This window comes from Agrobacterium vitis (assembly GCF_013337045.2).
Taxonomy (GTDB): domain Bacteria; phylum Pseudomonadota; class Alphaproteobacteria; order Rhizobiales; family Rhizobiaceae; genus Allorhizobium; species Allorhizobium vitis_B.
In genome coordinates, this window is the sequence record NZ_CP118259.1 from 325,717 (window position 1) to 341,041 (window position 15,325).

10 protein-coding genes are annotated in these 15,325 nt (G+C 59.4%); 5 read left to right on the forward strand and 5 right to left on the reverse strand.

Annotated features, from left to right (window positions below; translation table 11 throughout):
- Window positions 1–22: 22 nt before the first annotated feature.
- Together G6L01_RS01495 and aceA are read right to left on the reverse strand one after the other, a co-directional pair.
- Window positions 23–283: an SMc00767 family acetate metabolism repressor gene (locus tag G6L01_RS01495; RefSeq protein WP_060719226.1), complete on the reverse strand. Its 261-nt coding sequence runs from the start codon at window positions 281–283 to the stop codon at window positions 23–25.
- A 152-nt stretch (window positions 284–435) separates the two neighbouring features.
- Entirely contained in the window at window positions 436–1,725 is a 1,290-nt protein-coding gene (gene aceA, locus G6L01_RS01500; protein ID WP_070166362.1) for an isocitrate lyase, read from the reverse strand.
- A 248-nt stretch (window positions 1,726–1,973) separates the two neighbouring features.
- Between aceA and G6L01_RS01505 the strand changes: the two genes are divergently transcribed.
- The gene (locus tag G6L01_RS01505; RefSeq protein ID WP_070166363.1) at window positions 1,974–3,383 is read left to right on the forward strand and encodes a helix-turn-helix domain-containing protein; all 1,410 of its coding nucleotides are present in this window, start codon (window positions 1,974–1,976) and stop codon (window positions 3,381–3,383) included.
- 25 nt (window positions 3,384–3,408) lie between these two features.
- Here G6L01_RS01505 and G6L01_RS01510 read toward each other — a convergent pair whose 3' ends face one another.
- Window positions 3,409–4,398 (reverse strand): hypothetical protein, encoded by a 990-nt coding sequence (locus G6L01_RS01510; RefSeq protein WP_070166364.1) that lies wholly within the window; start codon window positions 4,396–4,398, stop codon window positions 3,409–3,411.
- A gap of 333 nt (window positions 4,399–4,731) precedes the next feature.
- Between G6L01_RS01510 and G6L01_RS01515 the strand changes: the two genes are divergently transcribed.
- The 4 genes from G6L01_RS01515 (at window position 4,732) to G6L01_RS01530 (ending at window position 8,797) form a co-directional block, all read left to right on the forward strand.
- Window positions 4,732–5,802, forward strand: a complete 1,071-nt coding sequence (locus G6L01_RS01515) for a polyamine ABC transporter substrate-binding protein (RefSeq protein WP_141747305.1) — start codon at window positions 4,732–4,734, stop codon at window positions 5,800–5,802.
- A gap of 99 nt (window positions 5,803–5,901) precedes the next feature.
- A complete protein-coding gene (locus G6L01_RS01520; protein ID WP_070166366.1) occupies window positions 5,902–7,050 on the forward strand; it encodes an ABC transporter ATP-binding protein in 1,149 nt (382 codons plus the stop codon).
- A gap of 4 nt (window positions 7,051–7,054) precedes the next feature.
- Window positions 7,055–7,972, forward strand: a complete 918-nt coding sequence (locus G6L01_RS01525) for an ABC transporter permease subunit (protein WP_070166367.1) — start codon at window positions 7,055–7,057, stop codon at window positions 7,970–7,972.
- Between the two features lie 9 nt (window positions 7,973–7,981).
- The gene (locus G6L01_RS01530; RefSeq protein WP_070166368.1) at window positions 7,982–8,797 is read left to right on the forward strand and encodes an ABC transporter permease; all 816 of its coding nucleotides are present in this window, start codon (window positions 7,982–7,984) and stop codon (window positions 8,795–8,797) included.
- Window positions 8,798–8,806: 9 nt separating this feature from the next.
- Here the strand turns inward: G6L01_RS01530 and G6L01_RS01535 are convergent, their stop codons facing one another.
- Together G6L01_RS01535 and G6L01_RS01540 are read right to left on the reverse strand one after the other, a co-directional pair.
- Window positions 8,807–10,702, reverse strand: coding sequence for an AsmA family protein (locus G6L01_RS01535; protein WP_070166369.1), 1,896 nt, complete (start codon window positions 10,700–10,702; stop codon window positions 8,807–8,809).
- Window positions 10,703–10,921: 219 nt separating this feature from the next.
- On the reverse strand, window positions 10,922–15,121 hold the full coding sequence (locus tag G6L01_RS01540; RefSeq protein WP_070166394.1) for an ATP-binding protein: 4,200 nt from the start codon (window positions 15,119–15,121) through the stop codon (window positions 10,922–10,924).
- Between the last annotated feature and the right edge of the window lie 204 nt (window positions 15,122–15,325).

Consider the following 15,325-nt stretch of genomic DNA (forward strand, 5'->3'; position numbering starts at 1 on the left):
CTAAACTGCTTGTCACTTCCTATCAGGCGGCCTTGATGCCCTGAGCCGCAATGCCTTGCGTAACCACGACCGGGATCAGCAGGTCGCCCCAGTTTCCATCGCCACCATGGTGGCGGGCAGAGCGGACCAGCTCGACGGAAACCCCGGCCTCCACGGCTTTCATGACGGAATGGTTCAGCCGGTGCAGATCATTGGCCAGCATCCGAATCAGCGCCTGCTGGTCGGCATTCATGGCGGTTGCCTGTTCTTCGGCACGTTCTTTAACGCGGGTCTGGGGTGTCATGGCATTGCTCCTCTTATGTCTGGGGTTTTTGAAAGGCCTGGAGGTTTTTATGAGTTTGCCCCGCCCGAGACCGGGAGGGAATTGCGATAAAGGCAGCCGTCAGTTTTCGACTGGCCAGGGCGGTGGATATCAGCAGGACAACGGCCCAGAACTCATTCAGCAGCAGGGCGGAACTGGTCATGTTCGGTCGACTCCTTCATGGCCGTGGTTGAGGACGTGCCGCCGGAAATCGCCATGGAAACCGCGTCGAAATAGCCGGTGCCGACTTCGCGTTGATGCTTGGTGGCGGTGTAGCCGTTGGCTTCTGCGGCAAATTCCGCCTGTTGCAGCTCGGAATAGGCGGCCATCTGCCGGTCCTTGTAGCCGCGCGCCAGTTCGAACATGCCGTAGTTCAGCTGATGGAAGCCCGCCAGCGTGATGAACTGGAACTTGTAGCCCATGGCGCCCAGTTCCTTCTGGTACTTGGCAATGGTCGCGTCATCGAGGTTCTTTTTCCAGTTGAACGATGGCGAGCAATTATAGGCCAGCTTCTTGCCCGGATGCACTTTATGCACGGCCTCCGCGAATTTGCGGGCCTGTTCCAGATCCGGCTTGGAGGTCTCCATCCAGATCAGGTCGCAGTAAGGCGCATAGGAAATGGCGCGGGCAATGCAGGGCTCGATGCCGTTTCGCACCTGGTAGAAACCTTCGGCGGTGCGGCCCGCGTCATAGTCCACAAAGGGCTGGTCGCGCTCATCGATATCAGAGGTCAACAGCTTGGCGGCCTCCGCATCGGTGCGGGCAATGATCAGCGTTGGCGTGCCCATCACGTCGGCGGCAAGCCGGGCGGCGGTCAGGTTGCGGATATGGGCCGCCGTCGGGATCAGCACCTTGCCGCCCAGATGGCCGCATTTCTTTTCAGACGCCAATTGGTCCTCATAATGGACGCCCGCCGCACCTGCTTCGATGAAGGCCTTCATAATCTCGAAAGCGTTGAGCGGGCCGCCAAAACCAGCTTCCGCATCGGCAACAATCGGTGCAAACCAGGTTTCGACCGACAGGCCCTTGCCTTCCTGGGTTTCGATCTGGTCGGCCCGTTGCAGGGTCTTGTTGATCCGCTTGGCCAGTTCAGGCGCCGCATTGGCGGGGTAGAGCGACTGGTCGGGATACATGGAGGACGCGGTATTGGCGTCTGCCGCAACCTGCCAGCCGGAAAGGTAGATGGCCTTCAACCCGGCGCGGACCATCTGCATGGCCTGATTGCCCGACAGCGCTCCCAGCGCATTGACGAAATCCTCCTGGCCGATCAGCTGCCACAACCGGTTCGCGCCCATTTCCGCCAGCGAATACCGGATCTCCACGGAGCCGCGCAGCCGCTTGACATCCTCTGCCGAATAGGTCCGCTCGACGCCATCGAAACGGCCCTGCGGTGCGGAGGGAACGAGTTTGTAAAAATCAGTCATGGCAGTCTCCTCTTGTCGTTTTCATGCAGGAATACCGCGCTCCTCTTGCTGCTTTCCTGCTGGTCTGATGTGACTTGTTTTACAATGCGCTGCAAAAAATCCCAAGAAAAAACGATAAAACAACGGGTTGAAAGAGGTTAGGATGTCTTGTTGTTTACAAATGAGCGATGTAATATTGTAAAAATTGTAAATAATGCTGTAGCGCCCTAAAGGGTCGATTTTTGTAAATTCCTGTCGGAGGGGCTGATATGGCCGACCATAAGATCTTTGCCGGGCCACGGGTGCGACGGGTGCGCAACGGCCTTGGTCTGACCCAGACGGCGATGGCCGAGGCGCTGGGCATTTCGCCGTCCTACCTCAATCTGATCGAGCGCAACCAGCGACCGCTGACCGTGCAATTGCTGCTGAAATTGGCTTCGGTCTACAAGGTCGATCTGGAGGAATTACAGGGCGATGCGGGCGGCGGCTCGGTGCCATTGCGCGAAGTGTTTGCCGATCCGCTGCTGGCAGGCGAAATTCCGGGCGATCAGGAGTTGATCGAGTTTGCCGAGGCCGCCCCCAATGCCGCCAGCGGCGTGGTCAAGCTTTACCGGGCCTACCGGGAGCAGGCCAAGCGCCTGTCGGATCTTGCGGAATTGCTGGCCCGTGAGGGCCATGAAACGGCGCTGGCCGGGGCGCGGCTGCCGATGGATGAAGTGCGCGACGTGCTGGAGCGCCGCAGCCTGCATTTTCCCCTGATCGAGGCGGCGGCGGAAGCCTTTCATGCTGCGCTCGACCCCGGCGACGGGCTGGAGGCTGCGCTGAAAACCTGGCTGCGCACCCAACACGGCATCGTCGTGCGGGCGCTGCCTGTGCATGTCATGCCGCATCTCGGGCGGCGCTATGACCGCCATTCCATGCGGCTGTTCCTGTCGGAACGGCTGTCGCCCTTCGACCAGTTGCGGGAAATGGCCATGGAAGCCTGTCTTCTTGTCATGGGCGAGGAGATCCGCGCCGAGCTGGAAACCCTGGCTCTGACCTCAAACGAAGCACGCCGCATCGCCCGGTTCGAGTTGGCGCGCTACGCAGCCCTGGCGCTGATCATGCCCTACGGCGCTTTTCTGGCAGCGGCGCAGCGGGCGCGTTATGACGTGGACGTGCTGCGCGCCCGGTTCCGGGTGTCATTCGAGCAGGCAGCCTCGCGGCTGGTCACATTGCAGAGGCCGGGCGCTGCGGGCATCGGTTTCTTCCTGATGGAGATCGATCATGCCGGCAATATCATCCGCCGGGCTGGCGGGCAGGGCTTTCCCCGCGCCACATTCGGCGGCCAATGTCCGAAGCTGAACATTCATGCGGCCTTTTCAGAGCCCGGACAGGTTCTGGTCGAGCCGGTGGTTGCCCCGGATGGCGTGGGTTTTCTCACCGTGTCGCGCACGTTGGAAGGGCCACAGGCAGGCTTTCAGCAGCGGGTCCGCCGAACAGCCCTGCTGCTCGGCTGCGATCTCGCTCACGCACAGGACACCGTTTATGGCGAGGCGCGGATGGCGTCGGTGGAGATCGGCCAGGCCTGCCGGATCTGCGAGCGGCAGGCCTGTCTTTCCAGGGCCGAACCGCCGATGACGCGGCCACTCGGACTTGATGAAATGACGGCGGGATTAAGCGCCTTCGATTTCCAGTGACGGCTTCCAGTGAGGGGGCGAACACCTAGGCTTTAATCACTGCCAGATAGGATTGCACGTGGCTGTCCGTGGTCATGATGCCCATCAGATTGTTGTCGATCACCGTATTGCCGGTTGATGGTCCATCGCTGGTTGGATAGGCGACCGGAACCCATTTGGCGTCGGTAAAGGTTCCGTCGCTATTGCGACCGATGGTAACGAAAGCGGTGTCCTGGTCCGACATCGCAGCCAGGCAATAGCCACTCTCTATGGCGCTGATGCCTTCGAAATGGGTCACCAGCTCTGGCTTGCCCTGATAGCTGTAATTCTTGACATTGCTGATCTTTTTCGTCGCGGCATCATAATCCAGCACGAAGCCGACATTGATTCCGGTTGCGCCCTTGTAGCCGCCGACGATCGTATAGGCATTGCTGCCGTCGCCGCCATTTTGCCAGATGCCATAGGCGGTGGTGAGCGGCCCGAGGCTGAGCTTGGAGAAGCTTTGCGTGCGGATATCGTAAATGAAGGCGGCAGCCGAGGCAGCCTGCCCGGTAATATCGAAATTGCCGACCACCAGGTCGCCCATGGTGGAATGGGCAATGGTATAAAACACTATCCCACCGGCAACATCCTTGGGTATGTCGAGCGCCGTCCATTTGCCCGAACCGTCGAAGGCGCCTTCATACATCATGCCATGGTCGGCAGTCGGATCGGAGGCCTCAGCATATTTATAGCTGCCGACGGCACGCACATTTCCCTTGCCGATGCCAGGATTGAACAAAGGTGTATTCGGACCGTAAAAGGTCGATGTCGTCACCGTCTGGCCTTTGAAAACGGGGGTCAGATAGGCATAGCCCGAGCTGTCGGTGGGAAACAGCGGCCCGCGATAGAGAAGCGCCTGCGATTGCGCACCTTGGGTCGGCTGGTAATTTCCGGTCAGCACGACCGGCTGGTCGGTGCCGGCATCCTGGCGTACACCGGTCACGAATTGGCCTGCGGAAAGAATGGTCTGGTATGTCACATTGGCGTCGCTCATTTTATCTACCTTTGATTGAAGTTTAAAATAATATAACTATAAGATGTTTTAAAAAGATTGACAGTTGGTTATTGAGAAGGAGCTTGCCGGACCGCATGCCATCAGGAAGATGGTCCTGCCGCTTCAACCTGCCGCTTCAACCTGCCGGTGCCCCGCCGGTACATTGTGCGCTGCTTTGCTGTGGTGCGGAAAATTACGCTTGTCGAGCGCATATTTCCTTTCTAGTCTGGAGCAAAATAACGGGAACGACGGGCCTTATCCCCCAATGGCCTGGATACAGGAGACGTGATGACATCCACCGGGATTCGTTTTGCCGCCGCCGCCTTTGCGGCCATGTCCATCACCGCCTCGGCGGGCGCGCTGCCTGCCGGTGCTGCCGACCGGGAAGTGCATGTCTACAATTGGTCAGATTATATCGATCCGCAGATTCTCGAGGACTTCACCAAGGAAACCGGCATCAAGGTCGTCTATGACGTCTTCGACAACAACGACCTGTTGGAGACCAAGCTTTTGGCCGGTGGCTCTGGCTATGATGTGGTGGTGCCGACCGGTCCGTTCCTGGCGCGCCAGATCCAGGCGGGCGTGTTCCAGAAGCTCGACAAGTCGAAACTTCCGAACCTTACTAATATGTGGCCGATGGTCATGGAGCGGCTGGCCAATTACGACCCCGGCAACCAATATGCCGTCAACTATATGTGGGGCACGACCGGCATCGGCTATAATGTCAAGAAGATCAAGGCGATCTTCGGCGATGACGTCAAGGTCGATAGCTGGGACTTCATCTTCAAGCCGGAAAACGCCAAGAAGCTCAAGCAATGCGGCCTGAACATCCTTGATGCCTCGGATGAAACCTTCGCGATTGCCATGAACTACATCGGCAAACCGGCTGACAGCAAGAAAACAGCCGATCTCGAAGCGGGCGCCAAGGTCTACCAGGCGATCCGGCCCAGTGCCAAGACCTTCAACTCCTCCTCCTACCTGAATGATCTCGCCAATGGCGATATCTGCGCCACCATCGGCTGGTCCGGCGATGTGATCCAGGCCAAGAAGCGGGCGGAAGAGGCCAAGAACGGCGTGGAAATCGCCTATGTGATTCCCAAGGAAGGAACCTATATGTGGTTCGACAACCTGGCGATCCCGGCTGATGCCAAGAATGTCGAGGAAGCCCATGCCTTCATCAATTACCTGATGAAGCCTGAGGTAATCGCCAAGGCATCTGATTTCGTCTCCTATGCCAATGGCAATCTCGCCTCGCAAAAAATGGTCAGCGCCGATGTGCTCAACAATCCCTCCGTCTATCCCGACGAGGCGACTATGAAGCGGCTGTTCACCATCTCGCCTTACGATCCCAAATCGCAGCGCGTCCTGAACCGGCTCTGGACCCAGGTCAAGACCGGCAAGTAAACGAGATGAAGCGGGGCAGAAATGCCCCGTTTTCTATTTGAGACGCGCAGAACAGACCGTCCAAGCCTTGGCAAACGAGGCAGGCGGGGAAGGGGACCGATGGCGAAGACTCTGGGGCCGGTGAAACGCAAATTCGCACCATGGACGGAGCGGGGGCAAATGCCCTTCATCCGGTTTGAAAATGTCACTAAACGCTTTGGGCCGTTCACGGCGGTCGATAACCTTACCCTGAATATCTATGAGCGGGAGTTTTTCTCGCTGCTTGGACCATCTGGCTGCGGCAAGACCACGCTGATGCGGATGCTGGCTGGTTTCGAGGAGCCGACCGAGGGTCGCATCCTGTTGCAGGGCCGCGATCTCGCCGGCGTGCCGCCCTATCGCCGTCCGACCAATATGATGTTCCAGTCCTACGCGCTGTTTCCGCATATGTCGGTGGAAAAGAACATCGCCTTTGGCCTGGAGCAGGACAATCTGCCCAAGGGTGAAATCAAGGCGCGGGTCGAGGAAATGTTGAAACTGGTCAAGCTGGAGGAGTTTGCCAGGCGCAAGCCGGGCCAGCTTTCCGGCGGCCAGCGCCAGCGTGTCGCCTTGGCCCGCTCACTGGCCAAACGCCCGAAAGTGCTGCTGCTGGATGAGCCGCTCGGCGCGCTGGACCGCAAGCTGCGTGAGGAAACCCAGTTCGAGCTGATGGATATCCAGACCGAGCTTGGCCTGACCTTCCTGATCGTCACCCATGACCAGGAAGAGGCGATGACGGTGTCTGACCGGATTGCTGTCATGGACAAGGGCGAAATCGTCCAGGTGGCGACGCCCGCCGAAATCTATGAGGCGCCGAATTGCCGTTACGTGGCGGATTTCATTGGCGATATCAATATTGTCGAGGGGCGGTTGCTGCGAAGCGATAGTGCGGGCGGTCCTGTGGCCATTGCCTGTGACGGCTTCACCTGCCTGGTGGATCAGCCCTGCGATCTCGCTGACGGTGCCGAGGTTGCCTTTGCCATCCGCCCGGAAAAGGTTCGTATCTCCATCGACCCGCCCGCCGATACCAGCGTCAATGCGCTTTCCGGTGAGGTCTGGGATATCGGCTATCTCGGCGATTTTTCGGTGTTCATCATCCGGCGCGAGGATGGCTTTACCTTCCGCGCGGCGCAGGCCAATGTCGCGCGTCTGGTAGACCGGCCAATTACATTCGGCGATCAGGTCTGGTTTTCCTGGACGCCGGATGCCGGCCTGTTGTTGACGAGGTAGCGCCATGGCCGAGCCCGCAACCCTTCCACAAGCCTTTCGCCAGGCAAGTCGCGCCCGCTGGTTGATTGTCGTTCTCCCCTATCTCTGGCTCGCTTTGTTCTTCCTGGCGCCGTTCTTCATCATCGTGAAGATCTCGCTGTCGGATACGGCCATCGCCATGCCGCCCTATACGCCTGTTTTTCAGGGTTTTTCGCAGCTGGGCGATTTCCTGTCGCAGCTGGATTTCGAGAATTTCCAGATCCTCGGTGAAGATCCGCTCTATATTGAATCCTATCTGTCGTCGCTGAGGATCGCGGCGATTTCCACCCTGCTACTGCTGTTGATCGGCTACCCGATGGCGCTGGCCATGGCACGCGTCAAGCCGGAACTGCGCCCAACCCTTGTGATGATGGTCATCCTGCCGTTCTGGACCTCGTTCCTGATCAGGGTCTATGCCTGGATCGGCATCTTGAAGCCTGAAGGGCTTTTGACGCTGCTGCTGCAAAGCCTGCATATCTACGGTCCAGACCAGCAGGTGCATATCTACCAGACCGACATCGCCGTATTCATCGGCATCGTCTATTCCTACCTGCCCTTCATGGTCCTGCCACTCTATTCGGCTCTGGAGAAGATGGATGGCAGCCTGCTGGAAGCGGCAAGCGATCTCGGTTGCCCGCCGATGACCGCCTTCTGGCGGATTACCTTTCCGCTATCTCTGCCAGGGGTGATTGCTGGATCGATGATCTGCTTCATTCCGATCACAGGCGAATTCGTCATTCCCGACCTGCTTGGTGGTGCCGATACGCTGATGATCGGCAAGACCATGTGGACGGAGTTTTTCGGCAATCGGGACTGGCCCGTCGCCTCCGCCGTCGCCATCGTGCTGCTGCTTCTGCTGGTGGTGCCGATCATGATTTTCCAGAACCAGCAAAGCAAAGTGTGAGGGACCGTGATGAAATCTGGCCGTTTCGATCCCGTTTTTCTCACCTTCGGTTTCGCTTTTCTCTATGTGCCGATCCTGATCCTGGTGATCTTCTCGTTCAACGCATCAAAGCTGGTGACGGTCTGGGGCGGGTTCTCCCTGCGCTGGTACCAGGAGATCTGGCAGAATGACAGCCTGATGGATGCCGCCTGGGTCACGCTCCGGGTTGGCGTCATCTCGGCCAGCCTCGGCACGGTGCTTGGCACCATGGCGGCGCTGGCACTGGTGCGCTTCGGGCGGTTTCGTGGCCGCATGCTGTTTTCCGGCATGGTCTATGCGCCACTGGTCATGCCTGACGTCATCACCGGCCTGTCGCTGCTTTTGCTGTTCGTTGCGCTGAATGTCGATCGCGGCTTGATGACCATCACCCTTGCTCATACCAGCTTCACCATGTGCTATGTGGCGATCGTCGTGCAATCGCGGCTGGTGACGTTCGACCGCAGCCTGGAAGAGGCGGCGCTCGATCTTGGCTGCCCGCCGGTCAAGACGTTTTTCCGCATCACCCTGCCGCTGATCCTGCCAGCCGTCGTTTCCGGCTGGATGCTGGCCTTTACCCTGTCGCTGGACGATCTGGTGATTGCCAGCTTCACCACCGGGCCGGGCGCGACGACCTTGCCGATCAAGATCTATTCGCAGGTGCGGTTGGGTGTGACGCCGGAAATCAACGCGGTCTGCACCATATTGATTGCCATCGTGACGCTTGGCGTCATTATCGCTTCCATCGGCACCAAGCGGCGGGAGTTGCAGCGCCAGCGCGATGAGCATATTGCCGCCGCCGGGCGGTGATGTGAACGATCAAGGCCGGGCTGGTGACAGGATCAGATCCGGCCAGGAACCGCCGATGAATATCCGCAGTGGCGCAAAATTGCCGGAGGCATCACTGGCGCTGCTGGCAGAGGCAGTGCCAGGGCGGACTTCCGTCGAGAGAGCCAGTCCCTTGAAGTTATAGGGAATGACACCGGAGAAGGAGGAGGACTGCACACTGCTCAGCAGATCACCCTTGCCAATATTGATACTGCCATCATCAAGTGTTGCTGACACAGTCAGGCTGTCAAACGGCAATTCGCCCGTGCCAGCATCCTGCAATCGGAAAAACTTTTGTTCCGCCGCCTTGCGCCGGATGCCCTCCGGGTTGACACCGGTGATCCGGCCCGGTCCGGCGCTGAGGTCCAATGTGCCGGTAATATCTGCCGCGCGAGTTTCCCATAGCGCCCGGTTGGTCGCGGCTGACAGTGTCAGGGAGCCTGGCCCCAGCGGCAGGGGACCATTCAGCGCCAGTTTGCCTTCGATATCGGAAAGATCGGCATTGGTCAGCGACAGGTCCAGATGGCCGCCTTCATCGAAGCCGCCATTGCGGCCTTCGAGATGGGCAATCAATGTTCCTTCGGCCAGTGTGCTGTCGGCAATGTCGAAAACCACGGTGCCATCGGTGGCCAGAATGCTGGCGCCCATATCGGTGAGGGTGAAGGGCGCATAGGTCGCTTTGCGGGCCGACAAGGTCAGATCGAATTCCAGCCAGTCCAGGAGCCCAGTTTTGCCACTATTGGCATCGGCGTCCGGTGTCGAGAGTGAAAATGCCCCGAGAAACGTCGGAATATCCATCTGCTCGAAGGCCAGTGTGCCGCTCAGTTTTGGCTTGCCGCTTTTCGCCTGGGCCATTTCCATCAGGCCGGTGGCGCTTGTGTCGTTGGCGGTAAAGGACAGGCTGTCCAGCCTGATTTTGTCGGTCTCCGCCGTCACCGTGGCCTTGACGGAAACCGTGTGCAGCGCTTCCGTGCCTGGAAGCGTGGCACCGGTCCAGGCCAGAAGCCCCGGCACATTGGAAATCGCCAGGCTGAGCTGGCCTGAGGCAAAACGGGCGGGCGCAAGCCCGGTCATGCCGCTGAAACTGCCCTTCAATGTCGGTGCGGTCAGGGAAAAATCCGCCTGACCAACCCCGCCACCCAGCAGGATCAAGGGTTGGGTGGAGGCAAAATCCAGTTGAGTGGCAACGCCGCCGATGATCATATTGGCGTTGCCGATCGCGGGTGCCGACATCACTGGCCAGAACAGACGGGAAAAGATGCTGTCGATGACCACCCGGCGCTGTAACGGTTGATCCTCGATATCGATTCGGCCATTCTCAATGGTGATCGATCCGATCCGGGCATCATAGACCTTGTCGAGGCTCTGTCCGCCCTTGGTACTCTCCTGGACATGAGAGATGGCATCGGAGAGCAGGCCCTGTCCCGCCCAATCGAGATGGCCTTGCGAATTGCGCCGCATGTAGATGTGGGGTCGGCTGAGATGGAAATCGTCAAAGACCGGGTTGCCCATCGCCGCATGCACCAGTCCGAACGACGCCGAGAGCAGGTCGATATGGGCAAGAACGCGTTTGGCATTACCAGCCGTCCCACCAGGTTGAGTGTCGTCACGGTCGGTAATCGTCACATTGGGCAGGGTGATGCGGGGTTCCGGCCAGAATTGCAGGCTGGGTGTGCCTGCTATCTCCACGTCATGGCCGCTCCAGCGGCTGATGGCCTTTTCGATACTGCCGCGCACCAGACTGCTGGAAACGATATAAGGCGCTGCCAGCCGGGATGCGACAAAAACGCAGAGCGCTACCGCAATGACAGCAATCGCCGCGCGGGCCAGCCGGGGACCGTGCCAACGCCTGGGTCCAGACCATTTCCGTTTTGAACCGAGCGTCACATCAGGCCTTTCACATTCGGTGCGAAGAGTATGTCCACTGCCGCCGTTTCGATACAGCAAAGGGTTTTGCCTGGCAATTTGTTCAGGCTTTTACGCTGGATCTAGAGTTTGTCAGGGAAAAGTGAAACCCGGCTTTCCCTGATAGAGGACGCAGAAATGACAGCTCGCGGCGAAACGCTGCGCATCATTTGATCGCCTCGAATCGGGAGACCATGCCGATCATCCTGCCAGAACCCTCGGAGAGGGGAAGGTGATTTCCACCAGCGTACCTTCGTTCGGTGTCGATTGGATGGCAAAGCTGGCGCGGTTGGCATCCACCATCGCCTTGGTCAGCGGCAGGCCAAGTCCGGTGCCGTCGCCGCGCAGCCGGGCGCCGCCCGGAGACACTTGCCGGAACGGCTTCATGGCCTGTTCCAGTTCCGCCCGCGTCATGCCGATCCCGGTATCGCGAATCCGCAGGGTTACGCTGCCATTCGGCTCGTAATTGGTGGAGACGATGATCTGCCCACCTGAAGGCGTGAACCGGATGGCGTTCGACAGGATATTGAGCACGATCTGCTTGATCGATCGCATGTCGGCCACAACATTCGGCACCGATTGCGACAGCGCCGTGCGGATGATCACCCGTTGGCCGTTTGCCTGCGGCTGGACGATGGCGACGGCTTCCGACACCGTCTCGTTCAAGCCGACCGCGATGAAGTCGAGATCCATTTCGCCCGCCTCGATCTTGGAAATATCCAGGAGATCGTTGACGATATCCAGCACATGTCGGCCGGAACGGCCGATATCGGCGGCATATTCAGCGTAGCGCCCATGGCCGATTGGCCCGAAGCGCTCATCCGCCATGATATCGGCAAAGCCGATAATGGCATTCAGCGGCGTGCGGATTTCATGGCTGACCCGTGCCAGGAAGTCGGTCTTATGGGCATTGGCGGTTTCTGCGGCGCGTTTGGCGCTGCGCAATTCTTCTTCGGTGCGCTTCCATTGGGTAATGTCGCGGATGACAGCACAAAAGCCGTTGGAAGAGGAAAGCCGACCAATGGTCATGAACAGCGGGATGAAGCCGCCGGAAGATTCCCGGCCGATCACTTCGCGTCCATCGTTGAGCACGCTGGCCACGCCATGGCCGGTCAGCCCACCGAGATAATCGAGGATCGCCCTCTGGCTCTCATGGGCAAACAGCGTAACGAACGGCTTACCGCGAATATCCTCTTCGTCATAGTTGAACAGCGCGCTGGCCGCGCCGTTCACCGAGCGGATTTCGCCGTCGGTGCTGATGGTCACCACGCCATCGGTTGCCGTTTCCAGGATGGAGCGCAGCTCCTCCACCTCGATGCGCAGGCCGGTATGCTCCACTGCATCGAGCCGGGTCGGATGGTCCAATCCAGGCTGTGAACCGTCACCGGCATCGGAAACCGGAAGAGGCGTATGGTCTGCAACGGGCGTCTCGGCAGGCTTTGCCGGAGCCTGCGGCACCAGCGCCAGCAGCAAGGCGCTGGCCTCTTCCCAGCGGATCGATTGCAGCCGCGCCGAAACCGGCACCAGCGCATCATCGGCCCTAACCACAACGAGCCTGCCATCACGACGCGCGTCGTCCGTTCCAGGCTGATCGTCTTGCGGATTGTCGCCTTGCACCACATCGTCACGCTGTAAAAGCACGTCCAGCCCACCTGCCTGAGCCAATGCGCCGAGATCGGCATAGCCGGTCAGCGCCAGGAATTCCGGATTGGCATGGATCAGGGTATCACCGCGATGAGCGAGCAACGCCACGGGCAGCATGTCCAGCACATCAGGCGAAAACACCACATCGCGCGGCGGGCGTGGCAGGAGAGCGCCAGGCACGGATGCGACCGGCAGGATCATCTCGTCCGCAGCGCTTTTTCCATCCTCCGCGACATCGTTGGTATTGGCGGAAACCTCATCCCCAGCCGAGGGGGCGAGGAATTCGACGACGGTTTCAGCCGAAAAGTCCTCTTCCTGGTCAGAAACGACGTCAGCGGGCTCGTCGCCATCTTCGGCGCTTGTTGACTCGTCAATTACCTCGTCATCAACCTCTTCACTGGCCTGTGATTCCGACAGATCAGTGGCCGGATCTGGTTTTGTGTTGTCATTCTCAGGCAGGCTATCGCGCTCGGCACGCGGCGAAGGCACTGTTGTATCCGTCGCTTCGGGTGTCACACCGGCGGCGTCGGCATCGGGCTTCCGCTTTTCGGCATCTGCGGCGTCAACGGCGGATGGCTTTTGGTCTTCTAGGGCAGGTTTGTCATCACGCCTCTTTTTGGGCGATAGATCATGGCTGCCGTCAGCGGATTTTGCACCGAGTGCGTCCAGTCTGCGGGCAATTTCCTGAAAGGTCGCATGTTCAGCGGGGCTCAAGCCTTCGCGGCCGAAATTGCGGGGCTTGAGTTGAACGATGTTTTCCGCCTGCGGAAGGGGGGCCGGAGCGCTGATGATCAAGGCCGGAACCTCTTGCCGTTCCGCCACCTGTTCTTCCACCCGTTCTGGCACAGGGATGGTATCAGCGTTCTCGACCTCTGCCGGAGCGGCGACATCATTCCGCATGTCTTGCTGAGGATCGGCTTGCGCCACTTGCTCGGCCTTGCTGGCCTGATCAAGGGGGGCGCTTAAGGTCAGTCCGACCTTGTCGATATCTTCGATGCAATCGGCCAGCCGCACGACGCCAAAGCCTCGGAAGCCATCAAAATCGCGATTGCGGGTATAGGTCGGCAAGGCGGCCAGATCGACCGGCACTTTCAAGCTGGTGCCTTCAATCGGCCAATAGATCGTCTTGCCGGACCAGGTATCGCGCTTTTTCAGCAATTCGACGATCTTGCCATCGGGGTCGAGATTGAACAGGGCGGCGAGATCGGCAAAAGTCTGGCCTTCGATGGCCGCCGACCGCGGGCCGACCGCCTTGGCAAATTCCGGTGAGACTTCACTGAAACAGCCGAGTGCATCGACCTTCCAAACGAACCGCGCCGCCCGCATGGTGGGAGTGAAGGCGAAATCCTGCTGGGTGGTTTCCTCTTGCCGCGCAGCCTGTTCGCTGACGGTTTCCGGCAGTTCTGGCGTCTCTTCCGCAGAATACGAAGCTGGCTCCGTTTCGCGCTCTTCGTCCTGCTCAAAAGCGTCCGCGCTGGATGCCTCTGTCTCGGCTTCGCTTTCGTCAGGCTGGTCAGCGGGGTCAGTGAAGGCCTCGGGCTCTGCGGTTTCCTCCAGGCGGGCATCGTCCTCGGCTTCGATCTCATCCTGTTCAGCATCGGCATGGAGATCGGAATCGGGCAGATCCGTGCTGGCTTGACTGTCCTCGGTCAACGCCGCGTCGGACGTCGCGGGCTGTTCCGCTTCAGCGGGGCTTTCCTCAGGAACGGACAGTTCTTCAGGCGCGGGCTCGTCTTCAGGCAGGGGCTTGTCTTCAGCATGATCGTCCGGCTGCGGGCTCATCGCATCCGCCTGAGACAGGTCTTCCGGCTCAGGTTCCAACTCGTGGATGCTGCCCAGGGCTTCGACCACATCCTCGAACGTCTCCGTCGATCTGGTTTCTTCGGGCTTGGCTTCCTCAGGCTTGCCCTCTTCAACCTCGACAGCGATTGTATCCGCGGCTGGAAAAGTCTCGGATGGGGGAGGCTCAGAAAGATGGGTCTCAACAGCGGCCACGGCTGGCTCTATCGAAACCTGCGGTTCGTGGACCTGTGGCGACGTTACGGAAGCCGGGATGGGCTGCTCCTCAGTAAACCCATCCGATGCATCCAGCGTTCCCAGCAGGGTTTCCACTGCAAACAGCAGGAACATTGCAGGGTCGTCGGCAATTTTGCCAAGCGCTGCGGGCAGGTTGCCGCGCGCGGTCGGAATAGGCCGCTTCATCAGGCCGCCGGGCTGGACTTGCGCCATCTGCACGATGGTTTCGATGGTGCGTGGGGTAATGCCGAGCCGGTCGAAATTGCCGGATGCCCGGATCACCGCGCCCTTGCTGTCCAGAAGAGCCATATGGGTATCGGGATCTTCGAAGCCACGCAGCAGTGCTTCGCTGCGAGCCGAGGCGTCGCGGTAGCTGACCGGCATGGAAAACAGGATGACCACTTCACCGGGGCGGATCTCCAGCCGTTCCAGCTGGGCTTCAACAGGCACAAGGCGAAAGCCCGAACCAGCCCGCACCACCAACCGGCGCGCTTCGCCCGTCGTTTTCAACTGCCGGGCCATGGCGGCGATCTGCCGGAAGGTGACATCCTGACGCGGCGGCCCCTGGTCGAGAAAATCGTAAACCGAAGCCGTTCCGAAGAAACCCGCTCCGGCGCCATTGGCCCACAGCACCCGTTCCAGATCCGGCGAAAACAGCGCAAGCGCATCTCCACGCGCAAACTTGGCCCTGACCGCGCTATGCACGGCGATATCAATGAAGGGGTATTGGATAGCGGGCATGGTCAACCTGTCGAGCTTTTTCGCCGGCACTGTTCTGAATTAACAGATTTTTAATAACTTCGCACCCCCTCCGGGTCCAGCGAAGAGCGCCTCTATCGCCAAACAGGGTTAATGTGAGTAAATATTTTATTGTGCACCGCAACATAATATTGCAACGCACAATAAATCTTGCTATATAGCCTCTATCGAAAAACACCGGGCTGC

What these genes read in the sequence shown, in the direction of transcription:
- G6L01_RS01520 (WP_070166366.1), top strand. Translation starts at nt 5,902, where the DNA reads ATGGCGAAGACTCTGGGGCCGGTGAAACGCAAATTCGCACCATGGACG.
- G6L01_RS01540 (WP_070166394.1), bottom strand. Translation starts at nt 15,121, where the DNA reads ATGCCCGCTATCCAATACCCCTTCATTGATATCGCCGTGCATAGCGCG.
- aceA (WP_070166362.1), bottom strand. Translation starts at nt 1,725, where the DNA reads ATGACTGATTTTTACAAACTCGTTCCCTCCGCACCGCAGGGCCGTTTC.
- G6L01_RS01505 (WP_070166363.1), top strand. Translation starts at nt 1,974, where the DNA reads ATGGCCGACCATAAGATCTTTGCCGGGCCACGGGTGCGACGGGTGCGC.
- G6L01_RS01510 (WP_070166364.1), bottom strand. Translation starts at nt 4,398, where the DNA reads ATGAGCGACGCCAATGTGACATACCAGACCATTCTTTCCGCAGGCCAA.
- G6L01_RS01530 (WP_070166368.1), top strand. Translation starts at nt 7,982, where the DNA reads ATGAAATCTGGCCGTTTCGATCCCGTTTTTCTCACCTTCGGTTTCGCT.
- G6L01_RS01525 (WP_070166367.1), top strand. Translation starts at nt 7,055, where the DNA reads ATGGCCGAGCCCGCAACCCTTCCACAAGCCTTTCGCCAGGCAAGTCGC.
- G6L01_RS01495 (WP_060719226.1), bottom strand. Translation starts at nt 283, where the DNA reads ATGACACCCCAGACCCGCGTTAAAGAACGTGCCGAAGAACAGGCAACC.
- G6L01_RS01515 (WP_141747305.1), top strand. Translation starts at nt 4,732, where the DNA reads ATGTCCATCACCGCCTCGGCGGGCGCGCTGCCTGCCGGTGCTGCCGAC.